Raw genomic sequence first — 25,814 nt, 5'->3', positions numbered from 1 at the left:
TTTCGTGAAAGGCATAAATGTGAGGAAAATCGCAGCCCTCGCATCGGGAGTAGCCCTCCTTGGAGCCTCGGTTTCAGTTGCTCAAGTAATGTATGGCAACACCGAGCTTGTAGATGTTAATGGGCAACCCCTTGTGAAGGTTGTGGTTGGCGCGAATGCAGCAGCTTCAGATGGAGTCGCTGCGGCAAACATCGCTGCAAGAATTGCAAACCTCGCCTATAAGAGCTCAACTCTTACAGCTGAGGTTAAAGGTACAGCGACCTGTTCTGTTGGCGGTGTAACCGGAGGCGGAACAGGAGGAGGTACGTGCGCCGTTACAAACAAAAAGGCAAACTTGGAGGTGACACTGCCGGGAGTTGCCGGTGGGGCGTATCAGTTTACAACACTGATTGCAGACTATATTGATAGAAGTCCTGGAAACAGAAATAAGACTTCTTCAGATGACACCTATTCTGCAACAGTTGATACGTCATCTCTCTTCTCAAGCCTATACGGCGACGCTAATGACACCAGTAAGATAAGAAGCACACAGGATGTATACAAGATAAGCGGGGATGTTTTCCCAGCCTTCTCACCAGTGACTCTGACTGACACAGCAGGAGGAGGCGCGACATACACAGAGACACAGGCTCTCTGGGTTCATGGTGAGACAGACTTCAGCCCAACTCTTGACCAAGTAGTTGGAAAGTTTAAGGGAATCGGCTACAGCGTAAAATTTGATTCAGGAGACTACGGAATAGTGGTCTGTTCAGGCACAAATTACGACACCACGACAAACAATTATGCAAGCTGTTCCTCAACAGACAGCGAGCACATAGACACCCACAAGCTGGAGATACAGTTCCTTGGCCAGAGCTGGGTTTTATCGGAAGTCTCAGTTCCAAGCGGCACTCTTGACTCAGCCACTTCAACGTTGTTTGGTGGTTCAATTAAACTTGCAAAAGCTTCCCAGTCAGGAATCATCAACGTTGGAGACGAGCTTGATGCCGGAAGCGTCAAGGTAAGGCTCTCAGACATATCGGTTGCATCAGGCGCAAGCAACCTCCATCCTGCAATCGTTGACATACTGGATGCAAATGGTGCTGTGCTTAAGCAAACCACAATAAACGAAGGAAGCACATACACATACACTGCACCAGACGGCTCAACTGTCAGGATAAAGGTGTACAAAACAGCCCCGGGATTCACCCTTAACGCCAAGTGGGCAGACATGGCAATACTAACAGACGAGCTGTCCCTTAAAAGTGGCGAGAGGGTTTCAACTGAACCGTCTAATCCTAACTACCCATGGTATGTATACCTAAGATGGAAGAACAAGGGCTGGACAAGTGGACTTCCAACAGGAGGAGGCACCGCTGACACCTTGAGAGAGATAATTCTCTATAATGGCGAGACTTACTCTGACATTACTGCAGGGTCAGGTATTGACATTATAGGGAAGCCAGCGTCCTATCAGCTGATGTATGATGGGCTTTCGTTGTCAGGAACTGACTATGACAGGCTGAAATTTGCAATCGTTGACAGCTCTGATATCGGGCTTGTTTCACCCGGACTTCCGAGCTCCACTGTCACATCAAACACTTCATGCACAGGTGCAACATCTCTATCAGGAGAAAAGCTTGTCAAGGTTGAGTCTCAGCAGTCCAATGCCTTCAAGATACCAGGCTCAGGAGGCGAATACGTAAAGCAGTTCTACGTTCGGTACAGACCCCTCGTTAACGGGTCGGGGATAACTCCCGCGGTATCGGTATATTACAAGCCATCTAACGCAGGCTGCTATTACTGGCAAGGGAAACTAGGTGATGAAAACACCACCGCCAACACGACAGCCTCAGGTGCTGTTGAGTACGATGTTGCAGGCACAGGAACAGCTCAAGGATATCTCAGCTTCTTGGGTAAGCCAGTATCTTCCGGAAACCTCTCTATCTATCTGCAGGAGGATGTAGGAAAGGTAAACACAGTAACCCAAAAACACGGTGCCTTTGTCTTCGATGTATCTGGAAGGTCAAACGGCAGCTTCACATTCACGGCGCCCAACGGTGACAACACAGACGCAATCTATTACACCAGTCCAAAGGATTCAAGCATCGACCTTGACCCAGTCACAAGGTACTATGATGCGCCAGTCATTTCAGAGAGGGGTTCAAAGTTTGTCTCTCTCAGCTCTGACGAAGTCATCTTTGACGTTGCAAAGAAGGTGGCAGAGGCAAAGTACGTGCTTAAGAGCAGTGGTGTTGAGACAGCCAATGTTCTTAAGAGGTCTCTTGGCGAAGGCGAAACCTTGGAGGTATCGGGAGGCATAAAGATTAAGGTAGCATCAATTACAGAGACAGTCGGCTCTTGTGTTGCCGGTGCAGTTGGAGGCGCAACACCTGAATGCACGGTAGACTCCAGCGGAGTGTCTGCTGTAATTATGCCAAACAATGCTGCCTCAGTTGAAGTCACAGAACCTTATAGGCTTTCAAGCGACCTTGTTGTCCTTGACAGCGCAGCTGCAGGAGTCGGCAAGAAGATTTCTGTAGGTGGCCCGCTTGTCAACACCGTAACAAGAGAGGCGCTTGGAAACACTGTTGACTTTACCACGACCTCCGTGGTTGTCAAGGAAGTTGGCGACACGATTGTCGTTGCAGGTTATACTGCAGCTGACACCGTGACAGCAGCCCAACAGTTTATAGCTGGAATAAGAAAGCTGTAAACGAAAAGCTGAGGGGAGGCTTGGCCTCTATCTAACCAACAAAAGAGAAGGGAAAAAGCCCTTCTCTCCCTTTCTTTTTTTGCATTTTTTTTGTCCAAAATTTTAGATAAGATTTTAAACTATACTTCCGAATCAAAGCACTATGGTGCGGCCAGCAGCTGCTGCTTTACTTGTACTGATGCTTATTTATCCTGTCTTTTCGTTTAATGCTTCTGATTATCTCTACCCCGGAGAAAGGCCATCTATTATAACCTCAACAAAATTCACTATAAATGGAACATTCTATGAACTTATATCCTTTGGAGGAGTAGAAACGTTCCTTCTTGAAAACGGCACACCTTTAAACAGAACAGAAAAAATAAGAGAGATAATCAGAGCTTACGATCTGTCTACATATTATCCTACCCCCTCTGATATCGAGGACGCAAGACGGGCGTTTCTTGAATTTAACGCAACTCGCGAAACAGTTCTAGCAGGAACTGCCAAAAAGGGCGCAGAATACTATTGCAAGCAATATCTTGGGCTTCTTGCGATTCCCTGCAATAATACACAAAGCTGTTCTGCTACGGTACTTTCTTTCTGCAGCAGGATTGGGAGCTCTGAATGCCTCTCCTATTACACTACCCTTACAAACTACACGACTGAATTTGCAGTTGCAACGCAAACGCTTGATGAAGAAATGAGAAAAGTAGACGAAGCCTTCTCTTCCATCAGCATTGAAAACATAGTCTCAAAAGTAGATGAAATAATAAGCTCCATCCCAAGGATGCGGGAGAGCGCAAAAACCATAATCAACTCAAAGCTAAGCAGAAGCGATCCAACTTGCGGAGACTGCCTTCTCTTGTGCGCCCCTGTTCCTATAAATCTCTCAAAGCTTGACATCGCAAGCTCAAAGATAAATGCTATAAAAACGAAGGTTGTGATAATATCAAACATAAACCAGTCGGCAGCCCAGATTGCAAACTTAACCCAGACGCGCATCTCCTATCGGACAAACGCACAGCTGTCAGGCTCATATGGCGCAACTTTTTCTCAGATGCAAAAAGAAGCTCAAAAGACCATAGATGCGGCAACGGAAGCTCAAACGCTTGTCTACGATGAGAGCTTTAACAAAGATGTCTCTGAACTCGGAACACTCACACTCGACATCCAAGCTTCACTTGCTCAAAATCGCTTCTTCGGACTTAACAGCGCTTTTGAACGGTACAGAATCCTTGTAAACAAACTAAATAACACTCTGAAAAACTTCACAGAACCCTACACCTCAACTTCAGAGATAAAAGAAAACGTAACAGATGAGCTCATACTGACAGGATGGATAGTTGACCGTTCAAATCTTGAAGAGGTCACTACCTACCGCGATTTGCAATTAAGAAAGTACGAGTTAGATAAGCGCTTTTCCCCACCAATGAGCATTGCATCCTACCGCAACCTATACTATAACTACTCCCAGCTACTAAATGAAACCAAGGGATTTGCAAAAGTTCATGGGTCAGTAAAAAACACCGTTTATTGGCTTGTAGGAAATATAGGGAGAGCCACTGTTGATGGCGTCCTCAAGCTCTCTACTCCGTTTATAAGCATCAATTACAAAACACGCAAGACCTATGCTGCAATAATCCCACCAGTTCTCATAATATTAACTGATTTTTCTCTAATCTCTCTTGCTCTTCTCTTATTTGCAGCTTTCATAGTCAGAATGAGAAAATACGTTATAAGGCGCATAGTACTGCTTGGTTGGACTGCTACTGTCCTTGTTTTCATATTTGTCCTTGCCATCTCCTCATTAGGGTTTTATGCACTGCTAAATGAAGCAGCAAACGCTGCGACGTTTCTCGAGTTCAAAAGCGAACTTTATAAGCACAACAGCTCAGTTATAATAGTTGATAACACTAATTCCACTGTTGGAGCGCGGCTTTACCTCTCCTCTTGTGCAGATAAGGTGGGCTCCAGTCTTCAGGCTTTGAATCTTTCTTATATAAGATACGAAATAGAAGATGAGAACTGTTACCTTTCAGGAAACACAACAGCCAAAAGCAAGGACTACTGCTACTCCCAAATAGGAGATGTTCCTATAATTAAACTTTCATATTCTCCAAAAAACCTTACGCCAAAATTTTTTGTTGTATATACTAAAGAGGCGCATATCTCGGGGGACGCGCTTTATATGAAAAGGTGTGATATCTCAAAGGTCATTTCCTAAAAGTAAGATTGGAAATAAAGATGGACCTCGCAGATAGGGGGAGATTAAATGAACGCTGCAGACTTTCAGAAGCATATCCTAATTTTTCTGCTGGCAATAACTTTAACTATTGCACTCGCTGTCATTTTTGCATTTTTTGTTACTGAGCAAGAAGTAAGTATAAATGAATTTAAGCAATCAATAGAAAAGTCCCAAAGCTTTTATGTTGTCATGGATTTAAGAAATGCCCGGACGGCTGAGGGGAGAAGAGCGGTTATGCAATGCGGCGTGGATATAGTCGCTTCCTTAAACCTCCTTGGAAAAAACCAAACATATATAGTTGCGTATGATAATAACAAGTGCATATACGAAAATAGAACCACTAGCGTAGCTGAATGCGAAAGTATCTACTCACGCTATTTTAAGCTTCATATCTCCGAAGGCACTGGTGGTTCAAAATTTTACACAAACCGCGCAGAGATACAAATCCCATCGTTTTACGAAGGCAGCTGCACAATAGTGCAGCGTCAGGGGTGATCGGAGTGCAATCCGATTTACTTGAGCGCATAAGAAAGAGCTTTGAACTGGAATATAAAGATATAAAAAGGTGCGCGATTGCCTACTCTGGTGGAATTGATTCTACAGCAATGGCCCTTATCCTTCAAGACCTGGGCATAGAAATCGTAACCGTGAGTCTTGACCTGGGCCAAAACCTCAAAAAAGCCCGCCAAACGGCCCCTCTTGTGTGTGAAAAAAATCTCTTTTTTGATGCAAAAGAGGATCTTTTAGCTAACATAAAAAAGGGAGTGTGGGCAAACACTCTTCACGAGGGATTCATCAACAGCGAGGGACTTAGCCGGCCAATCATTGCAAAATATCTAGTCAAAGCAGCCGAAATGGAAGGGTGCGATGCAGTCGTGCATGGTTCAAGCGGAAGCGGAAACGACCAATTTAGGATGGAAAACTCAATACGCGTGCTTGCGCCACATCTTCGAATAATTGCCCCTGTGCGAGATTGGAACCTTTCAAGAGAAGATTCAGTTGAATATGTAAAAAAGAAAAATGTCGGGATAAAATTAGGCAAGCAACCTCCATTTTCCATTGATGAAAACCTTTGGTGCCGGACAATAAGATACGGGTTGCTGTCATCTCCTTCCTTTCGCGTTCCAGAACAAGCATATAACTGGACAAAAAGCCCTCAGGAGTGTCCTTCATCCTCCACGAGGCTTATTATTGATTTCAAACACGGTTTTCCTGATAGGCTCAGAATCCTGCCAGACAAGAAATATTACAAAAACAGCGACGTTTTTTTGGCTCTAAATAAGGTAGGCGGCAAAAACGGAATAGGCAGATACAACTCTGTCCAAGATAATCTAATAGGCCTGAAATCCCACAAGGTTTTTGAGTGTCCTGCAGCTACTATCATAACTATGGCTCACAAGGAACTTGAACGCCTTACTCTAACCTCAAAGGAACTTGAGCTTAAAAATTATCTTGACCACGTCTGGTCACGTTTAGTTTATGATGGCGGCTGGTACACAAGACTGCGCCACGCTCTTGAAGGCTTTATCTCCTACACTCAAAATGCAGTTACCGGCACAGTAGAGCTTTCAATCTGCAGGGGCACTATTGAGCTTGTGGAAATGAGCTCTAGCTATGCCCTATATGACCCAAGGCTTTCGTCCAGAGCCAAAAACGCGCTTTTTGACCAGCGAGATTCACGAGGATTTGCAAAACTTTGGGGGCTTCAAGATATAATTGCCTACAGAATGGATGCCTCAAAACTTTTTGAAAAAGAGAAACTATTTTAAACTTCTTTCTCACAAAATTCTTTACCAGAAATCCTTGGGAACAAATGTATTTATCTACGGGGCGAGGATAAGCTATACCAGCATGTCCCGACTCTCGAAGTGTATGCTCTATCTTCAAGCAATCTAAAAAAAACAAATTAGCATATGAAAAATTTCCCATTAAACAAGATAATAATGAAAAGTCATGAGGTGAATTTTATGCAACGAGACTTGACAAGATTCCTTGAAATAAATAAGGGCCCATTGGCTGACAAAGAAAAGCGGAACATTCCTGCCAACGTGGTGGCACCACTGACTCTTCAACATAACCCATTTGTTTTAAAACTACTTGAAGGAAATAAGAGGTTCTGTGCAGACCAAGGCAACGTCAAAGTTCCTGCGGAAAAACGGGAATCCTTGGCTCTTGGTCAGAAACCGTTTGCCTCGATCCTCTGCTGTTCAGATTCTCGCGTAAGCCCAGAAATCATATTTGACTGCTCGCTTGGCGAGATTTTTGTCGTAAGAAACGCCGGCAATGTTGTAGACATAAGTACTCTTGCCTCGTTGGAATACGCCGCAGAGCACCTTGGGGTCTCACTCATACTTGTTCTGGGACACGAGAAATGCGGTGCAGTGATAGCTGCCGCCTCTTTTAACGAAAAGCAACACAACAGCAAAAGCATAGAGCAACTCTTAACCAAAATAGGGTCATTAACCAAAGATTCAAAAATTCATGACCCAGAAGACTTATGCATCAAAAACATCCTAAACTCTGTATCTGAAATCCGAAAAAGCAACATAATCTCGAAGCTTGAATCAGACGGCAAGCTAATAGTCCTTGGAGCAAAATACTTCATATCAACTGGCAGAGTAGAGATAATAGGAGGCATCCCTTCTTTTAAATAAGGCATCTCTAATTATACAAGAGCAAAAATGGAAGACAGCGGAAAGGCAGTATTTAAGCTAAAAAAATTCCTCAAAGAGCTTTCCTCCTATTCTGGAGGCTCAACTGAGCTTATTTCTGTTTATATCCCTCCCTCCTATCCCATTTTTGAGATGTCAAACAAATTGAAAAATGAGGCCGGTCAAGCTTCAAACATAAAGAGCAAATCCACGCGCAAGAACGTCCAGGACGCACTTGAAAAAATAATAGGCTATCTAAAAATTTTTAGAGAAACGCCAAAAAACGGGCTTGTTATATTCTGCGGCAACGTATCTGATAATCCAGCCAAAACCGACATAAAGTTATTCTCTCTTGAGCCCCCAGAGCCGCTCAATATACAGCTTTACAGGTGCGACTCTAAGTTCTTTTTGGAGCCTCTCCAAAATCTACTTGAGGTCAAAGACACCTATGGAATCGTCGTTATGGACGGAAGAGAGGCAACACTTGCAACTGTTCGTGGTACAAATATACAGATTCTCAAGCGACTAAACTCCACAGCGCACGCCAAAATCAGAAAAGGAGGGCAGTCTGCAAGAAGATTCGAGCGCCTCATAGAAGAATCAATAGAAAGATACTACAAGCGTGTCGGAGAAGCAATGGACCAATATTTTCTTTCCGGAATAAAAGGAGTGATAATCGGAGGTCCAGGGCCCACAAAAGAGTTCTTCTATAAAGAAAAGCCATTTAACTACCAGATAAAGATACTTGGAGTGGTCGATACTGGCTACACAGACGAATACGGAATTCGCGAGGTTCTTTCAAAAAGCGAGGAAATTCTTGAAAACCAAGAACTCATCTCTGAAAAGAAACTGATTGACTCATTTATGAAAGAGGTTGCCCACGGCGGACTTGCAATTTATGGCGAACCAGATGTAAGAAAAGCATTGGAAGCGAAGGCAGTATCTCTCTTATTACTTTCAGAAGGGCTTTCTTATCTGCGTGCTAGGTTTGTCAGTAACTCCAAAGAGGAGCTGTTCTTCAATCTGAAAAACGAGCAGGAGCTAAAAGCGAAGGAGGCAGAACTCTCCGCTTTGGGTTTTACTCTGGCAGAATCAAAGCCACTTATTGACGACTTTATGGAAATAGCAGAAAAAAACAATATAGAAGTAAAACTCATCTCCAAGGAGACAGATGAAGGCTTACAGTTTTTGCAATCGTTTTATGGAATAGGCGCATTTTTAAGATACAAACGCTAAATCTTTCTCTTCCCTTTTTTCCTCTTTCTGAATCTTAACAGAAGGAACATGACCAACAATGCCGCTAAAGCCAAAACGGCACCTATAATCAGGACTTCGCGCATTTTGCTATAAAAACTTTGTTCTACCCCCTCCCTCTTTTCTTCTACCTCTAGCCTATCATTTTTATTTTTCAAATTTTCTTTTTTCAAGTCCAAAATTTTTCTCTCAATCTCATTGGTAGCTTTCTCAAGCTCAGATGCAAACCTAAGAGAGTAATAAGCAATAATAAGGTTTGCCTTATTGTCCGCTTCGTAGAGATATTTTCCATGAGAAGCGTATGCACCTGCCCATGTTCCATTATACTCCCATTTCAGAAAATCAAGCACCTTCTTTTCAAGTTCCTCAGGAGCAGTCTTTAATGCTTCTAGACGTGCACTGTGTATGGCATATACATAAGTAGAATCAAAAATGGATGCCAGGTATTCTCCATCTTCATAAAGTATTTCAGCATTTTCCAGTCTCCATAGAGCTTCTTCATCTACTATCCCTCCTTTTCCAACTAGGTTTTTTGCTACATAAATCTTATCAGCTGCCATCTGCTTAAAGCTGTTTTCGTCTATTCTACTACTACTTTGTTCATAGCTAATTGCCATATCAGCGAGCCTATTTGATACTCTGCACCATCCAAATGAGTAAAGCGACTCTCTCAAAAGATAGCCCCTTTCCTCTGAAACTCGCGGTGTTTTATTTAATGTGTCAGAAATCTTTTTTTTGCTCCATCGCTCACGAAGTTTGGATCCCACATAAAACTCCCAGTTAACCTCAGTTGGAGAGATGCTCTTTGATTCAAGCTTGGATAAGCACTCCTCAATACGAGTCGCACTCCATGCAATGTCCCTCCCTTCTTCAAGAAGTTTTAGAAACTCTAGGTCGATCCATAATAAAAAGGCCTCATTTGCAGAGCTGTAATAATAACCTTTTTCAAAGAGAGTCTCCGCATTTTCTTTTCTTATCCTGAAATATTCTTTTGTCTTCTCATTTAGTTCGACGTCAAAATTCTCGACCAGCATCTCCTTTGCAAGCAGTTTGACGGCATCCCTTCTCTTACCTATATCGTTTTCGCTGATGTTTACTGGTAATCGTTCTACGTTCAGCCTACTCTCGTTTTTCTCTATTTTTCCAAATAGTGCTATCTGGACTACCTCATCTATATTAGCCGCTTCAATAATTCGTATACTCGTATTCACGGTACTAAATAATAGTGTCTCAAAAAAACTTCTCTTGGGGGCAATGAGGTACACCAGTCCCCCCCTCCGTGCGGCCTCTGCTTTTTCAATAATCCCACTCACTGAACCAATGCTACCGTCTGGCTCAATTGTCCCTGTTATTGCAATACCCTTCCCGATAGTCCTATTTGTTGCAGCAGCTATAACTCCAAGAGCCATTCCTGCACCACCAGACATTCCATTTATTGAGTTTGCTCCAAGCTCCTCTTCCTTAATTGTGAAAAAGACGTCACATTCCTCTTGGCTTAAATTCAGATATTTAAAACCTACAAAGCTTGCAATTTCTTCAGACAGCTGAACCGTTACATCTACCTTTGGGCTTACTGCAGTATAAACTTTCCCGCTTCCATTCTTGATTTGCACCGTGAATTCGGCAAGCCCTCCTTTCTCCGAATCCCCCAAAACAGCAGGGACAATAACTCGCGACGAACCCTCCGGGCAATGTGGATAAAGCAGAAGAAAGAGAAAAAACAGGGTTACTAAATCCTTAATTTTCATAGAACATCTCCGTAATAAAGTGCATCCGCCGGGATTTCCGGAGAATTTACTCCATTTGAACCCGGGTCTCAAGCTTCTTCCGAAAACCCAAACTATCCATACTATTTGTTTTTGTCGGAGTTTCTTGGGAAGCTCGGATCCTACCAGGCTAGACTACGGATGCACTATCAAAGTGATTATATGCGAATTTATTTAAAATACCCCTGCGTTCGTTTTTCTATGCAACAATTTGTTGAAGCCGTAGCATGCGCAAAGGCAGCATTTCCCAAAAACTCTTTCTTTGCCTTTAATGTCTGCTTAGATGCAATATTGCATACCAGCACAAGCAAAATACTAAACCTGCCCTTTGTCAAGAAAAATACTCGCCTCTCTCTTGATATTAGGTCAGGCATCCAGAGAGAGGTAAAAATAGGAAAACGAGAGCTTTTATGTCTTCAAAACGCCTTTCCCAACCCAACACTTAAAATAGGGGGACAAGCAGGTCAGGCCGCTGAGCTTGCATCTTCTCTGGGAACAAGATGCAACATAATCTGCGCATGTTCAAGCAAACACCTTTTTTCTTTTTTTTCTAATCCCAAACTCATATATGCTCTTTGTGGCAAATCGGCAGTGCGTGCAGATAAGCTAAAAAACCAGCTTCAAAGGTTTCCAATTCATTACATTCTCGAATATTGCGTGCGTCCAGATGTCAGAAATCGCATAATTTTCTCTTATGACCCTTGTCCTATTATTTCTTCAAAAAGCCTACACACAGGAGCTCAACATTTTTCACACCTTTTTGTTGGAGGGTTTCACCTTATGAGCTCTGCACATGAAGCGATGGAGGCATGCAATTTTCTTAAATCTCTAAAAGCCAAAAACAAGAAACTCAAAATCTTCATTGAACTTGGAGACTTTCAGAAAAAAACCGTTATGGAAGTAATAAAAAAGTATGCTTTTCCTTTTGCTTATTGCGTGGGTTTAAACGATGAAGAGCTTTTTCAGCTTACATACACACACGGTATCGGAGCAATAAATAAACTTCCAAAAAGCGTTGTAAAAATTCTTTATCACACCCCGTTTACCTCCTTTACATTTCCAAAAGAACAGGGAGACGATTTGGCTCTTCTTTTTGCAAGAATCGTTTGCTCATACAAAGCAAAATATGGCAAAAACCCAACTTGGACAGCTCTCTTTAAATACGCACAAAAAGCGACGTCGCTTAAAATCTCACATCCAGCCATAACTGTTGGTCTTGGAGACACCTTTTCTTGCGCCTATTTTCTTGCTTCCGCCTAACAAACCAACCTAGCAAACCAACATTATCAATCTAATAAAATAGCCGCAAAGATTAAATGCGACTGCCGGGATTTGAACCCGGATCATGAGCTTGGAAGGCTCGCATCCTAACCAGGTTGAACGACAGTCGCACCTTCATAAACTATAACGCATTTATGTGCATCTATGCGACCACCGGGATTTGAACCCGGCTCTCGAGATTGGCAATCTCGTGTCCTAACCAGGCTAGACTATAGTCGCTTTTTTTGATTTTCTAACATCAAAATTCTATTTATACCTTTGCAAGAGCAGACAAACTCCTAATTTAATATGCCTAATTGTTTGATATGCCGCGTGCCGGATTTGAACCAGCGACACTTCGGTCTTCAGCCGAATGCTCTCCCAGGCTGAGCTAACGCGGCAGAACATCTTTGCTTTTCTCAAACTACTTTTAATAATCTTGCTTACCAATCATTTTCCAATGAAAGGAAACGTTCACTATTTCATCTTTTTTCTTGCCTTCGTTCTCTCCCTTGGCCTTCGCCTTTATACACTTTATACTACTGAGCCTTGGTGGGACGAAAATCTCTATACTGTGCGTCCTTACAATTTCTTTAATTCCGATCACATCTCTACAATTGACCAATCACCGCTTTATTTTTATATGGCCGACTTGGTCTATAAAATTTTTGGGCTTTCCATTCTTTCTTCCAGATTTCTTTCATTGGTATACGGCCTTCTATCAATCCCACTTCTCTATCTTTTAATAAAGGAGTTTTCATCCCCCACTCAGGCCATTCTTTCATCGCTCTTTCTCTCATTTTCAGGGTTTCATATTTCGTATACAATAGGCGATATGGGACTTACATGCAGTTTTTTCATCCTGCTTTTCCTCTATTTCTCCGTGAAGCTGATAAAAACCACAGAACCCAAATATCTTTTTCTTTCATCTCTAACTCTGGGAATTGCTACTCTGATAAAGTCATATGCGCTAGCATTTGGTTTTGTATCTGCAGCTTTTCTAGTTTGGCGGATATACAAAAGCAAAGTCCAAAACCAGACCTTCGCTCTTGAACCAAAAAATATGATTCTATCTGCGATTTTGTTAATTCTCCTAATATCCCCTCTCCTAATATACAACTTTCTTCTGTTCAACGAGAAGGGACAAATGGATATAATCTTTACAAGATTCTTTCGACTTGACCCGGGTATCTATGAGGGCCTTGGCATGCCGGAGTTTGACATTGGGGTTTTACCAGAGCACTTTTCAAGAGTAGTCATTGAACACCTCTTCAAATACGACCCTGCAATCCTATTAGCAGGAACTATAGGTCTCGGAGTATTGCTCATCCGTAGGCCAACTCATTTTCACATGCTTTTGGCTTCTTGCTTTGTTTTTCCCTTCATATTTCTTCTGGCGTCGACCGGCCTTCCAAAAAATTTTACGGTTTTTGCTCCGCTTCTTTCCTTTTTTGCCTCCGAAGCAGTGTTAGCTTCTGAGCGTGCCATTTCTCGGTTTATCAAATCGCCGCTAGTTCTCCCCTCCATCTCTCTTTTGATTGTGATCTTTTCCGTTTACGTAATAGTGCTTAATTATGAAAGGTCGCATCCGACACTAGAACTTAGAGAAGAAATTGAAAAGCATTCCCCTCAAAATACTCTTTATATTGCAGATACTCGTATATACAGAGGAAAAATAGCATGGGCTCTGATGGATCGTCACTATCTTGAGACAGCAGAGCTTAATTATTTTCCCCAGCTTCGCGACCCAAATAATTATGTACTTGCAAAAATGGTTCTTATAGAGTGCGTACCGGGAGATTGTGGATGGGGAGAAAGCAAGGCCGATAAAACTCTCTATGAAAAAGAAATAAACAGCTTAAAAAGCAACCTTGCTCTTGTTAGAGAGATAAAAAAGGAAGAGACGCCCTATTACCGCATTTACGTTGGAACAGCAAGATTAGAACCTTATTCGCTTCTTGCAATTGACTATCTACATGTCTTCTATTTCTATCCTGTGGGGTGGAAAGATAAGCGCTTAGCCTGGGATAACTACAATACAGACAACCCTCTCCATCAACTTGGAAGGCTTGTGCTGTACCTATCGCTCTTATCTGCGGTGTCTCTTTCTGGTCTTTTTATCTGGCTTTTTTTAAGAGAGGCAAACCCAAAAAATCTTTCCCCTCTTAATAAACTTTAAAAATAGCCTCTTTGTAAGTTTTGAAGGGGATCAGTATGATAGTTGATACAAAGCAGATGGGATACGGTTCTGCTTTAATAGGATTGCTTGGAGTTATAGGCGCATTCACAGGAGGCGGAGGGCCTCTTTCCCTCATAGGAGGCATATTTGCCGGTCTAGGTGCGGTAGGTGCAATAGCTTTCTACAAGTATGGCTACGTTCTATTCCCTTTCTTGACTAGTGGTGCAAGGATAGTACAGATAACTGATACAGGCTATGAAATCCCACCAGAGCAGGATGCTATCTTAAAAAAAGTCGGCTCAACTTACTATGCATCCATGTTCTTGGGAGTCAGGATCTACGAGTCAACAACAGACAAAACACCTGAAGAAAACATAATTTACTCAGAATATTTTGAGCGGGCAATATCCTCAGTGCGGTTTGTTACCAAATTCTGCCTTCTTATCTATCTAAAAGATTTAAACGAATTCCGCGAAAAAATGGAGACGAAATATGCAGAGGCTCAGCTTAGACTCTCCAGAGAACGCGACAAACCTGAGCCTGACATCCTCAAAATAGACCGCTACGAGCGCGAAGTTGCGATGTGGGAAAACCAAATAGCAAAACTCACACGCGGTATTAAGCCAATGGGGTGCGTAGCTTATGTAATGACAACAGCAACCGGTGTCTCAAAGGAAGCGGCACTTGCTGCAGTAAAATCTCAGGCAAACGAAATAAGAGCTACGGTGTCAAACGCACTAAACGTTGATGTAATCGTTCTAACCGGAGAGGAAATGAAAACATGTTTTGATTGGGAGTACATGATACCTCCCAACGAAAAGGAGCTCGAGGCTCGCCTCTCATAAGGTGGTAAAAATGGGAAGGCTAAAACTATCTCACGTCTTTAATCGCGATGTAGCTAGGCGCAATTTTTTTGTCAGGCCGCCAGAGCCGCCAGAGGATTACCTCATGGCAGACCCCACAAATTCCATTTATATAGGAAGAACAAAGATTTTTCACGTTCCTTTTTATTGGACATTCCAGCGAATCACTAATCCACATATCTGTGTGGTTGGAATAACCGGCTCTGGAAAAAGCTATTTTGTAAAAACTTTTCTAACTCGAGCCAGCTTTGTCTGGGGAACCAATGCGTTTATAATTGACTGGGCAGGAGAATACAAGGAGTGGGTAAAACAAACAGGCGGCATTGTAATTTCACTTGGCAAGGGCTCTTATATAAATCTCCTTGATTTGGGCGGAATGAAACCAAATGATAGGATAAAACAGATTATCCGAACGTTGGAGATACTCACAGACATAAGTCATTACCCTGAACAAAAAAGACTTACCGAAAATGCCATAGAAAAAGCTTATGTTGAGGCTGGATTTAAGCTTGATAGAAAAGTCCAGCGTGACCGTGCAGGTCGCCCACTTCAACCGCCAACATTGCGGGATGTACAACACATCCTTGAAGATCAGCTTGCAGCAGGAACATACGAATTTCCGGCAGAACTTGAAAATGCAATCTATCGAATAAAGCAGTTTACTCGCGAAGGCGAAGATTATTTTGCACAACAATCAACCGTTAACTTAGAGCAACTTTTAAATGCTGGTCTTGTAGATTTGGACCTATCTGGACTCCCTGATGAAGTCTTCAGAGGCTTAGCTGCTCTATCTATGCTCCAGTTCATAAAGGAAAAGATGCGTGAGTCAGGTTGGAGCTCAACGGCTGGCCTGCGTCTTTTGGTTGTGCTTGATGAAGCATGGAAAATTGCAAAGGACGATAATTCAGATGCAGTTATGATTGTCCGGGAAGGAAGAAAATACCAGTTTGGGCTTATTGTTGCTTCACAAAATCCTACAGATATCTCAGAAGCAATCTTCTCAAACGTTGGGACCACATTTATTTTTAGAGTGAAATTTGAGCGCTTTTTGAACTATCTGCAAAACACTCTCAATTTTTCGGATTTTATGAGAGATGAGATTGCAAAGCTGGGGCTTGGGTCCTGCGCAGTAAATATGGCTTTTCAGACAACAATGCAGTTTTCAGAGACATTTATAATGGAGCGCGTTGACGGTGAAGAACCTCTGCAAGAGCTTTTCTTGGATCTCTCTTCTGCTCTTTCAGAGGAGGAACGGAGGGATGAGCTTATGGCTAAAGTAGTCTCATTTGAGAGAGGAGAATTAAAAAAGAAGTTGCTGTCTTTTGGCCTCGACACAGTTCATATAGAAGAAATAGTCTCTTTATTTTCAAAGAAAAACAACCATCTTGATGTGATCTCATTTGTTATCCTTCTTGAACGCTACGGCCTTGGAAGAAATAATATAACTTCCCTTCTCAAAGATATGGGAATCGACGACTTAACTATAATAAATATATTCTCCAAAACAGATTTCAAAAAACTTGGGATGACTGGACGAGATATAACCCAAGTTATATTGGAGGAGTAGACACACATAAAAGAGGTGTTTTGAGATATGGAAAGAGGGATTTGCATAATGTCAGGAAATGAAGGCGTTGGCTATCCAGTCAAGGAAGACATAGTGATACGCTCAATAAGAAAAATAAAGCGTTTTTTTGGAATCGCAAAAAATAACAGACTTATTGTGAGCGAAGAGATGTATGAAGAATATAAGAAAAGAAGGACTAAATTTGAAAAGACACTGGTTCAGTACATTGCCCTTGCAGTCATCATCTTCATTGCCTTTGTTGGTCTCTCTCTTCTTAGCGGGACACTGTCCCTCGGAACTTTTATTATATCTATCTTCATCGGAGCTTTTCTTGTGCTGTTTTCTCTTACCTCATACGTTCCTGCAATTGAAGAGACTCCTCAACCACCGCCGTCTCTGTCTGAGCAGCCTTCTTTAGAGAAAAAGACGTCTAAACAAGCCATTCTTGCCACTAAATCTAAATCAAAAAAAATCAAAAAGAAAAAAAGGTGATATCATCTGCCTCCACAAAAACAGCAAAAAGCAACGACTCCGCCAAAGGTTAGCGGAATATTCTTAGAGGCTTCAAGGGTAGGCAGCAAAAAAGACGTTTTTGAATCACTTTCTCAACTTTCGTTTTTAAAGTTGGTAGAAGAAAACGAAACCATCATTGGAATAAACGTCGAGAGTAGAGATATCCACAAAAACCCATTCTTGTTTTCACTAACCTACTTCCATCCAGACAAAATAGAGCTTCTCTACACCTATACAGCCGGAATGAGTCCAAAAAAAAGAAAACTTGATATGTTAAAGTATCTCCTCAATCTTCTTACGCTGTTGGGATCCAACTATAGCATTGACAATCGAAAGATATACCAAATGCTGGAAAATGCTCTATCTGAAATGGAGGAATACGTTACTAGCGATTACGATAAACTCTACTCTCTCTACGACAGCCTAAAATCAGAGGTTATTTCTCTTCAAAAGAGAGTTCGAGACCTACAGGAGGCAAATACTCTCCTTTCGCGGGAAAACTATGAACTAAAAGTGTCAAAAGATGAGCTTGCAAATAAGCTTGCAGAGTTCCAGTCCATTTCTGACGAAGTTCTTGCATCAAAAATACAAAATTGGATTCACGAACACAACTCAGAGATAAACATAACTGAATTTTCAAAAACTTACGGCGTTCCAGAAAGTCGGGTAGAGGCAGTGTTAAACAGGCTTGTATTGGAAGGCTACCTCGCAATCAAGGAATGAGTTGATTTAATTTTAAACTTGGGCTGATGGGATCTGGTCCTATGGTGGATGAAGAAACGCTCAAATTTCGCATTTCAAAAAAGGCATATATCTTTACAATAAGAAAGAAATATGAGAATGTAAAGAGATTTGTTCAGAAGAAGCCACCATTATCAAAAAATCTGATTGAACGCGTTTCGTCTTTTCTTTCCACTCCCCAAAAAAAAGTTCCGGTTGCGCAAAAGGCAGATGAAAAAAAAGCAGAAGAAGCTCCTAAAACTTCACCCACCATCAAAACCATTCTTTTGCCCATAGCTGCATTTGCTTTTTTTCTTCTTTTGGCGGCTTTCTACTTTTCATTTTCACAAAACCAGCCACCGCCACCACAAAAAGCGCCGTATACTCCCTGGGTTGATGTCGAAGTCAAAGACTTTCAGATTCTTGATTGGGGCGAGACCCCTCAATTTCACACAGCCTATTTCGAGATTTCCTATAATCAAAAGGACCTTTCATCAGCAAAAATTCTTGCAACATTTTTCCCAAATCCCCTTCCAAGACAAGTTTTTATTCTTCAAACAAAGAGCCATCAAGCAGAAACTTACCAGACCTTTAGGTCAAAGCTAGAAGAGCTATTAACTCTCAACGAAATATCCGTCAATGATGTTACATATGCGCAACTTAAGTCACTTCCGCCTCGCTCAGTTCTAATAATACCAACTGGTTATTTTCCCACTAAATTATTTGAAAGCAGTTTTTTTTATCAGGATCTCCTTTCAAAAGGGATAATAATTATTTATATAGGCCTTCCATTTGACCGCATTCTTAATGATGAGGGCATTCCAATCGTATCGTCAAAGGAACTGCTTTCCTCCCTGCCATTTATATTTGAACGTCCGACACCATCTGACGAGGACTTTCGATTGTTCGACCCACAATACAGCGTCGCACCCCGAATCGCGTCTCAGATCGCAAAAACCAAAATTTATGGGTCAATATCAGCACTCGCCTTAAACTCGAGTTATTTCGTCTTCCTACCCCAAACACTCGATGGAGGATGGCGAAGAAACGGCGAAACCGCAGCTGAGGACATTTCTCGACTAATCTCCAATTATGCATGGCAGAATGTTTTGGCAAAAACAGAAGTGCAACTTATGGTCGAGAATTCAACCTCTGATACCGTTTATATCTACTCCCCCCCTCTTCTGCCATCAGAAATCTTCTCAATAATACGCTTTGAAGGCGAATCGCCAGACGGACAAAAGATAAGCCGACGAGTTGATTTAGCATTAAGCAAGAAGCAAAATTCAAACATCTATGTAAAAGGAGGAAGCTCATTCTTGCCAACCTATCTGACTGGGCAAAAGATTCGTTTAATACTCGATTTTAAAGAATCCGGGGGAGGTCAAAGAAAGCTATTCCTTCAGACAATAAAAGATGGACAAGTAATAAAATCTGAGCAAGTACAAGAAGGATTAACCAATCTCCAATCACCGCTTCCATTTGATTATGACTCCTCTCTTCCTTCTGGAATTTACATACTCCGGGTAGTTGATTCTACGAACCGAGTTTACGCTCAGGCGCAGGTAGAGGTAGAAGACTTTTCTGTCTATGTAGCCAATCAAGACTTTAAAAACGGGAATTTCTCATTTTCCTTTACATCATCCAAAGAGGAGAAAATACCATTCCAGCGCCTAAAAGTCTCGGTGGATGGCAAATTTGAGAAAGAAATCCAACCATCAACCGTTCTTCTCTATTATGTTCCGAATCTTCCACCCGGTACCCATAACTTCACCTTCGAGTTCGACGGCGGCTTTAAAAAATCTATTCAAATCGAGTATATACTTCAAAAGCAGTTTTATGAAAATCCACTAATCATCTTCATGGGAATGCTGACTATTCTGTTTTTTGCAATAGGCACCTATCTCCGCAAGCCAGAAAAACAGCTTCTTGTTATAGATATACCTGAATTTCCACCAATATCACAAATAAAGATTCCAATAAAGAAAGATCAAGTACTGGAGCTCTTTGATACCGTAAATAAAACGTACCAATGGCGATACATGCCACTTTCACTTGAAGACCTCAAAAGCGGGTTTAGGAAGTTGAAGCATAACGGCAGTCCAATAATCATTGGTGATTACAATCTTGAGCGCATTTTGCTCCAAATCCAAAACCGTACTGGCGAGGTAAAAGAAGTACTAGGCTTCTGGTGTCTGAAAAGATGGGAAACCGAAGCAAAAAGAAGCCTCAAGAATCTATCTCTATTCAGACACGTTAGAGATGTACTTATAACCAAAGCAATCAAATTTTCAAGACCAACAAGCAATGAAGAGGCAGACGTAAAATTTTCTATATCTGGAAGAGAATACGCTATCTGCTTCTTTGAGGATGATTCATCTGCTTATCGCGCACTATGCTCCATTTCCGAATACCCAACAATCCTCCTTTTTGAAAATTCAATAGTGCTTGAAGAGTTTTCTAAGCGACTCACCTCTACAACTCCACTTGCAGTAAGAATCAAACTTGAAGTTGCTTCAAAGAGACTCTTTCTAATATCTCTTGAGCAGTTGCCATCATTTATAGATTCAATAATTATCTAATCTGAGGTATTTAATCAGATGAGCTGCTTATAAAGCTCGAGGAGCTTTCCAACCATTTTTTCGTTTGAGTATTCCAACGCAGTTTTTCTTGCAAATTCTTTCATCTTGATTTTTTGAGTAGAAATCTTTAATATGCTCTCTGCACACTCTTCCGCATCTGAAAACAAACCCCCATTTTTTCCATTCTTGACGAATTCTGCAGTGGCAGAATCCCTCTCAACACATATCGGAACCCCACAAGCAAGTGCTTCCAGAGCACTTAAACCCTGTGTCTCAAAGGATGATGGCATAATGAACACGTCAGCTGCATTATAATACGCCGAAAGTTGGTCCTCAGGAACAAATCCTGTGAAAATAACCTTTCCAGAGATGTTCATCCTCTCTGCCATTGCCCTGTAGTAATCCAAAGCTGGTCCCTTCCCTGCAACAACAAAAAAGATTTCAGATTCCTTGTTTATTTTGCTTGCAGCCTCAAAAAAAATCTCCAACCTTTTTTCTCGAGCAATTCTTCCAAGATAAAGAGCAACTTTCTTGCCACAAATTCCCCATTTCTTTTTTATCCTTTCCCCTAACTTTTTATTAGGTGTAAATCTTGCTGTATCCACACCACTTGGCAAGACAACAGCCTCTATTCCATGCTTTTGAAGGATCTTTTTTGTATAATTGGTTGGAGATATAACGCGCTCAAACTGACTATAATACCACTCCAAATATCTCCATATTGCTCTTTTGGTTATGCCTTCAAGAAACCAGCTTCCACCTATGTAACGCGCAGCATTTGGCAAAAGAGTGTGGAACGTTGCAACCGACCCAACCCTAAGCATGCGCGCAGTCTTTAAAGCCGCAATTCCCATCGTTGCAACGCCGTGAGAATGCACTATCTCCACTCCAACCTTCTGTGCCCTCTTATAAGCAAAAAACGGAAATAGTGCAACTCTGTAATCTGGATAGGGAAAAAAACTTGCAGAATGATAGTAAAATACGTCGTTATCTTCATCGACGTTCGTTTTTTCATTTCCATAAGGTGCAAACGTGTATACTCTATGTCCTTTTCTTTCAATAACTTCCTTCGTGTTTAATATAACCCTAACTACGCCGTCTCTATTTGGAAGATAAGTATCTGTAAAAAATCCAAGCTTCAGAAAATCCCCTCTCACTTCTTTTACTTAATTTTTGTAAGGCTCCATAAAATCAAGATAACGGTGCCTATAAGTATCACAGGTATAGCTATCCTTGCGATTGCAATTACTGCACTTATAGTTGCAACTACTTCAGTGGAGACTTTCGCTCCCAATACAGTTGTGGTGAATCTGTCCACAGAAACGCCCGCGCTTACTCCTTCCATGTTCCTTTTAGCTTCTTCTAGGCAATTAACAATAGCAGAAATAACTTCCTCACCCTCTTCACGCCTCTTTCCTACAGGATTCAAGACTCCCTGAACAATATTCACCTCATGAGTATCTGTAGTAAAAATCTCGGCTTCTACTTCCATTTTTTTCTTCTTTCCCCATTCTTTTACCTCTCTTATTACCTCATCTCTAAAAGAGGGAACGACTCCATTAGAGTCTAACAAAATTAACGCAAAAAACTTTTTTCCAAATCCAAAGAGAGCAGTTTTTATCCCACCTCCCCCTACCGATTTGCACTCAAGTTTTTGTGCACCGCATCCAAGTTCCAATCTCTCCATCCTTTTATTTTTTTCCAGAGCGTCCAAAAGCGCCTCTTCCATTTCAAATTGGATGTGAGAACCCGGCTCAACCGAAGTTATGTCTCCTGTTTCAGAATTATGTTGGTCCACTAAAACAGCTTCCCTAACAAATCTATTTGCAAGCATCTGCAAGCTTCTACCAATCCCGAAATTTACATCCTCAGTCGTAAGAGGTGCTCTGGAAAATCCGACAAATGCAAAGTCGTTTATTTTGAGGCAGAGGGCATGTGAATTTCCGCCACGTCCTCTACAAATGTTCCCAACCGCAGGCGAAAATTCCATTTTTTTATATTGTCCCTCAAAACAGGCGATTATCTTCTCAATTTCACGCGATGAGACAGGATTCATGTCATTTGTAACGAGAGAATGAAATACAAACACGTCTCTGTTCTCACCTTCCAGTCTATTTGCAAGCAACTTTGAAAATTCACTGCCGCCGAGATTTCCAAAAGGTCCAAAATGCACTCCCGGCACCAGGAAAACCGTTTCTTTTTTTGAGCCCTTAAACACAATAGTCCCCAATAATGTCTCAACTTCTTCCCCCATAGATTCAAAAGTTTCTTCAAGCTCTTTTCCGCCTTCAAGCCATTGAGCTGCAAACATAGAGATTGCTTGCGTACTATCTACACCAATGTTTCTCTTCATAGGCGCATTCAATACGAAAAAAAGAGAATATAGCGCAATCAAAAACAGTAATGATGAAAAATACATCTTTAAGATGATCGGCATCCAGCCTTCGTCAAAGGAGATGAGGTGGGTAGTCATAAGAAATATTGCGTTATAAAAGAGCTGGAGTGTTGCAAAAACAAAAGAAATCTTTCCAAGACCAAACACAAGCTTTGCAATCAAAAACCATATTACAAAGATAAGCCCAAATCCTACGAGAATCACTTCCCCTCCAAAGGAAACTCCACTCTCTAAAAGCAAAATCCCTATTACATAAAATACCCCATAGCTCATTGCTCCAAAAAGTGAAAGAACTAGCACTCGCTTTAGAGGTATCCACCTACACACTAGATAAACTGTAAAAGCTGAGAGGAAAGCCGGGAGAGAGATGAGAAACACACCCATCCCGACACTTCCTATAATTTCTATTTCTGCAATTTTTTGAGTTGAAATGCTAACTATAAGCCCGAAGAGAGCACCAACCAAAATAAGGTACGCTCCAATCGTTCTTGCTCGCGGCAAGCTAACAAAATACTTTGTAAGTCCAATCGCTCGTTCAGCTGAACCCATCATCTCCCCTTCTTTTTAGCAATGTAAATATTTATAATTTAACTAATCATCAATTTTAAAATGCACAAAATATGCCCAAAGTGTGGTAGGTCATCCTCCCAGGCAGAGTTTGCAGGAAATTTTTGCACAAGCTGCTATCCTATCTCTTTTTTGCCACCAGATTCTGTCAAAATCCCTCTTTGTAAAGTCTGCAATAAAATAAAAGGCCGAGGCTGGGTTCCCCCTACGACACACAATATAGCTGAAATAATCATAAAAAATAGCAAGGGTCAAGCCTCATCATTTCATTTTGATAAGAACACATCAAGTTTAATTGTATCCATACATATGAGCGACGCGAAGATTATGCGCTCTTACAATGTTGCTGTTGAGTATACGAGAACTACCTGCCCCACATGTTCAAAATCTCTTGGACATTATCACGAAGCTATAATCCAGCTTAGAGGCGATCCAGCTAAAGTTCAGAAATATGCCTCTATTTTTAAGAAGCAACTTGCTCCAATCACGTTTGTTTCTCGCGAAATAAAGCTAAAAGAAGGTATAAACCTTTGCGTCGGAAGCAAGAGAGTGACGCAGAGTGTAATCCAGGCATCTGGTCTTTCTTATTTACGGACAGAGAAAATAGCAGGGCAGAGAAAAGACGGAAAAAGGCTATACCGCTCAACTTTTAGAATCAGATTTTAGGCGCTTTAATTTGACTCATTTTCTTCTCATTTCTGAAAATTAACCTCAAGACCTCACCAATACCTATAATATCCACCATTACCATCACAAAACGAGTCATCAAGGTAAATGCAACAGAGTGAGGAAAGCTCACACCAAACTGCATAAGCAGAATAGATGCCCCACCTTCAGCCAATCCTACCCCGGCAATAGTCGGAAATGGCATAAATTGCAAGAGAGTAACTATTGGTTGAATAAAACCCCAAAATATTATAGGCGGGAAATTTATATTTGGCTCTATCCCAAGTCCCATTGAGATAAACCACCATTCTATTGCTTTGAGAACCCACGTAACAAACAAGAGGACCAATATCTGCGGTGTTAGGCTAGAAATAGCATGCGAATTCTGCTGCATATTTAAAAGAGTCTCGTATGCATGCTTCCCTGCGGGAAGGTTTCTTATAAATGAAATTAACTCTAAAAACTTCTTTGAAAAGAGCAAGAGCCATATACACAAAATCATGCCCCCAAGAACGACCAGCCCCATAATGAGATTTAATTTAGTTCCTTGCCAAAAAGTAAGAATGAACGTAGATAGGTACCAGATTCCAATTCCTCCAGCCACAAATTTGAATATGAAGTCAAACATCTGCGGGCCAAGAATAGAAACGAGCGATTTATTTAAGTCAACCCCCTGATTTCTTGAAATCAAAAAAGCCGTTAACAGATAACCCGCACGAGCAGGAGTAAAATCAGATGCAAGCATACCTCCAAAATGAGAGGTTAGTATCCTCCGATAATCTGTTTTTTCTCCCAGATAATCTAGAATCATCCCAATTCTAAATACCATTACAATATTTATGGAAAAGTAGAATACAACAGCAACTGCAAGATAGAAAAGATTGGCCTCATAAATAATCTGAGCAACTTTTTCAAAATCCGCCAAATACATAATTAAAGCAAGGATGACCAGCGAGAGTAGCATCTGAAGAACTATTTTTTTCAACCGGATACGCTCCTATTTCATCTTCTTATATAAAACAAATGGGCCACAGCCGAGATTTGTTCTTTATAGCGCCGTTAATTGGCGTTAGTTTGAACTCGGGCCCGGGGATCCACAGTCCCCTGTGCTGCCTAGCTACACCACCGTGGCCACAAAAATAATTGTAGCTTAGCTATTATAAATAATTAAGATAAACAAATCAATTTTAAAGTAAACAACTTTAAAGCAAAAAATCTAACTCTTCTTTACAATAACCATAAACCCAACTGCCAAAATGGCAAGGGCACTTGCACAACACAATCCTACTTTTCTTGGTTCATAAGTAATAAGCTCAGGTGGTCCCTCCTCCTCTGTCTCAGGTGCTTCAGTTTTGGTTGGCGGAGAAGCAGAAGGTGATTGCGAAGGTTGGGCCGTTTCTATTTCCAATGCCGAGATGCATGTATTGGTAACTGCATTGCAAACTTGTCCTAACGGACATGGGGGGTTGTTGAAAAGACAACCGCTTTTAATTACACACTGGTTATCTACACATTCCTGTGTCGGAGGACACGGCGGATTGCCATATTGGCATCCTTTCTTTTTCTCACACTTGTTGTTTATACATTCCTCATATTCCTTACATGGGGGATTGTTGTTTGCACATCCGGCCTGAAGAGCTATGCATCTATCAGGGTTAGACGGGTCCGTAGTGTATCCTGGCACAGAGCTACACTTGCACCGTATTGCGTTATCCTGAAGTGTTGGATTAGTTATTAACCCAGTACAAAACTTACCTGCAGTAACATTAGAACATTTCCCATACGGCGTTCCATCACTACACGAACCAGGAGTTATCTGGGGATAAAACACTCCAAACAAAAATAAGAAAATCACAAGAGTGCCTATCCTCATGTTACATCGCCTTACGGAGTAGTTTGGAGCTTCTCTTTT

Annotated in this window: 19 protein-coding genes and 5 tRNA genes; 14 read left to right on the top strand and 10 right to left on the bottom strand. The window is 41.5% G+C overall.

Annotation, left to right across the window (positions count from 1 at the left end; translation table 11 throughout):
- The first annotated feature begins 4 nt into the window (after positions 1–4).
- From QXF67_00790 to prf1, 6 genes are all read left to right on the top strand, one after another.
- Positions 5–2,695 carry an S-layer protein gene (locus QXF67_00790; GenBank protein MEM3060053.1) on the top strand — a complete coding sequence of 897 codons (2,691 nt, stop codon included), beginning with the start codon at positions 5–7 and terminating at the stop codon, positions 2,693–2,695.
- Between the two features lie 142 nt (positions 2,696–2,837).
- Entirely contained in the window at positions 2,838–4,898 is a 2,061-nt protein-coding gene (locus QXF67_00785; GenBank protein MEM3060052.1) for a hypothetical protein, read from the top strand.
- Between the two features lie 48 nt (positions 4,899–4,946).
- A complete protein-coding gene (locus tag QXF67_00780) occupies positions 4,947–5,414 on the top strand; it encodes a hypothetical protein (GenBank protein MEM3060051.1) in 468 nt (155 codons plus the stop codon).
- Positions 5,415–5,419: 5 nt separating this feature from the next.
- Positions 5,420–6,688, top strand: coding sequence for an argininosuccinate synthase (locus QXF67_00775; protein MEM3060050.1), 1,269 nt, complete (start codon positions 5,420–5,422; stop codon positions 6,686–6,688).
- A gap of 198 nt (positions 6,689–6,886) precedes the next feature.
- Positions 6,887–7,573: a carbonic anhydrase gene (locus QXF67_00770; GenBank protein MEM3060049.1), complete on the top strand. Its 687-nt coding sequence runs from the start codon at positions 6,887–6,889 to the stop codon at positions 7,571–7,573.
- Positions 7,574–7,600: 27 nt separating this feature from the next.
- On the top strand, positions 7,601–8,806 hold the full coding sequence (gene prf1, locus QXF67_00765) for a peptide chain release factor aRF-1 (GenBank protein ID MEM3060048.1): 1,206 nt from the start codon (positions 7,601–7,603) through the stop codon (positions 8,804–8,806).
- Here the strand turns inward: prf1 and QXF67_00760 are convergent.
- Both QXF67_00760 and QXF67_00755 read right to left on the bottom strand, forming a co-directional pair.
- Positions 8,803–10,572 carry a S16 family serine protease gene (locus QXF67_00760; GenBank protein MEM3060047.1) on the bottom strand — a complete coding sequence of 590 codons (1,770 nt, stop codon included), beginning with the start codon at positions 10,570–10,572 and terminating at the stop codon, positions 8,803–8,805. The genes prf1 and QXF67_00760 overlap by 4 nt on opposite strands.
- Positions 10,573–10,592: 20 nt before the next feature.
- A tRNA-Gly gene (locus QXF67_00755) sits at positions 10,593–10,735 on the bottom strand.
- Between the two features lie 56 nt (positions 10,736–10,791).
- Here QXF67_00755 and QXF67_00750 point away from each other — a divergent pair.
- Positions 10,792–11,850, top strand: coding sequence for an ADP-dependent glucokinase/phosphofructokinase (locus QXF67_00750; protein ID MEM3060046.1), 1,059 nt, complete (start codon positions 10,792–10,794; stop codon positions 11,848–11,850).
- Between the two features lie 57 nt (positions 11,851–11,907).
- On the opposite strand, the gene QXF67_00745 is transcribed toward QXF67_00750, so the two are convergent.
- The 3 genes from QXF67_00745 to QXF67_00735 all read right to left on the bottom strand — a co-directional run bounded on the left by QXF67_00745 (position 11,908) and on the right by QXF67_00735 (position 12,251).
- A tRNA-Gly gene (locus QXF67_00745) sits at positions 11,908–11,981 on the bottom strand.
- Positions 11,982–12,016: 35 nt separating this feature from the next.
- Positions 12,017–12,090, bottom strand: a tRNA-Gly gene (locus tag QXF67_00740).
- Positions 12,091–12,177: 87 nt separating this feature from the next.
- A tRNA-Phe gene (locus QXF67_00735) sits at positions 12,178–12,251 on the bottom strand.
- Positions 12,252–12,310: 59 nt separating this feature from the next.
- On the opposite strand from QXF67_00735, the gene QXF67_00730 reads away from it, so the two are divergent.
- The 6 genes from QXF67_00730 to QXF67_00705 all read left to right on the top strand — a co-directional run bounded on the left by QXF67_00730 (position 12,311) and on the right by QXF67_00705 (position 20,274).
- The gene (locus QXF67_00730; protein ID MEM3060045.1) at positions 12,311–14,029 is read left to right on the top strand and encodes a glycosyltransferase family 39 protein; all 1,719 of its coding nucleotides are present in this window, start codon (positions 12,311–12,313) and stop codon (positions 14,027–14,029) included.
- A gap of 35 nt (positions 14,030–14,064) precedes the next feature.
- Positions 14,065–14,874, top strand: coding sequence for a hypothetical protein (locus QXF67_00725; GenBank protein MEM3060044.1), 810 nt, complete (start codon positions 14,065–14,067; stop codon positions 14,872–14,874).
- Between the two features lie 10 nt (positions 14,875–14,884).
- The gene (locus tag QXF67_00720; protein ID MEM3060043.1) at positions 14,885–16,459 is read left to right on the top strand and encodes an ATP-binding protein; all 1,575 of its coding nucleotides are present in this window, start codon (positions 14,885–14,887) and stop codon (positions 16,457–16,459) included.
- A gap of 27 nt (positions 16,460–16,486) precedes the next feature.
- Entirely contained in the window at positions 16,487–16,951 is a 465-nt protein-coding gene (locus tag QXF67_00715; protein ID MEM3060042.1) for a hypothetical protein, read from the top strand.
- Positions 16,952–17,083: 132 nt separating this feature from the next.
- A complete protein-coding gene (locus QXF67_00710) occupies positions 17,084–17,695 on the top strand; it encodes a hypothetical protein (protein MEM3060041.1) in 612 nt (203 codons plus the stop codon).
- A 41-nt stretch (positions 17,696–17,736) separates the two neighbouring features.
- Positions 17,737–20,274: a hypothetical protein gene (locus tag QXF67_00705; protein MEM3060040.1), complete on the top strand. Its 2,538-nt coding sequence runs from the start codon at positions 17,737–17,739 to the stop codon at positions 20,272–20,274.
- A gap of 14 nt (positions 20,275–20,288) precedes the next feature.
- Here QXF67_00705 and QXF67_00700 read toward each other — a convergent pair whose 3' ends face one another.
- Both QXF67_00700 and QXF67_00695 read right to left on the bottom strand, forming a co-directional pair.
- A complete protein-coding gene (locus tag QXF67_00700; protein MEM3060039.1) occupies positions 20,289–21,431 on the bottom strand; it encodes a glycosyltransferase in 1,143 nt (380 codons plus the stop codon).
- Between the two features lie 5 nt (positions 21,432–21,436).
- On the bottom strand, positions 21,437–23,221 hold the full coding sequence (locus tag QXF67_00695) for a DUF2070 family protein (protein MEM3060038.1): 1,785 nt from the start codon (positions 23,219–23,221) through the stop codon (positions 21,437–21,439).
- 57 nt (positions 23,222–23,278) lie between these two features.
- Here QXF67_00695 and QXF67_00690 point away from each other — a divergent pair, with 57 nt between their 5' ends.
- Positions 23,279–23,902, top strand: a complete 624-nt coding sequence (locus QXF67_00690; GenBank protein MEM3060037.1) for an NMD3-related protein — start codon at positions 23,279–23,281, stop codon at positions 23,900–23,902.
- Here the strand turns inward: QXF67_00690 and QXF67_00685 are convergent.
- The 3 genes from QXF67_00685 to QXF67_00675 form a co-directional block, all read right to left on the bottom strand.
- Positions 23,892–24,887, bottom strand: a complete 996-nt coding sequence (locus QXF67_00685; GenBank protein MEM3060036.1) for a lysylphosphatidylglycerol synthase transmembrane domain-containing protein — start codon at positions 24,885–24,887, stop codon at positions 23,892–23,894. The two genes, QXF67_00690 and QXF67_00685, sit on opposite strands and share 11 nt — an antisense overlap.
- A gap of 41 nt (positions 24,888–24,928) precedes the next feature.
- Positions 24,929–25,034, bottom strand: a tRNA-His gene (locus QXF67_00680).
- 84 nt (positions 25,035–25,118) lie between these two features.
- Positions 25,119–25,775: a hypothetical protein gene (locus QXF67_00675; GenBank protein ID MEM3060035.1), complete on the bottom strand. Its 657-nt coding sequence runs from the start codon at positions 25,773–25,775 to the stop codon at positions 25,119–25,121.
- Positions 25,776–25,814: the final 39 nt, after the last annotated feature.

This window comes from Candidatus Anstonellales archaeon (assembly GCA_038869735.1).
Classification (GTDB): Archaea; Micrarchaeota; Micrarchaeia; order Anstonellales; family CG1-02-47-40; genus JAWCQO01.
Note: the sequence above shows the minus strand (reverse complement) of the source record. Positions and strands in the feature narration are given on the sequence as shown.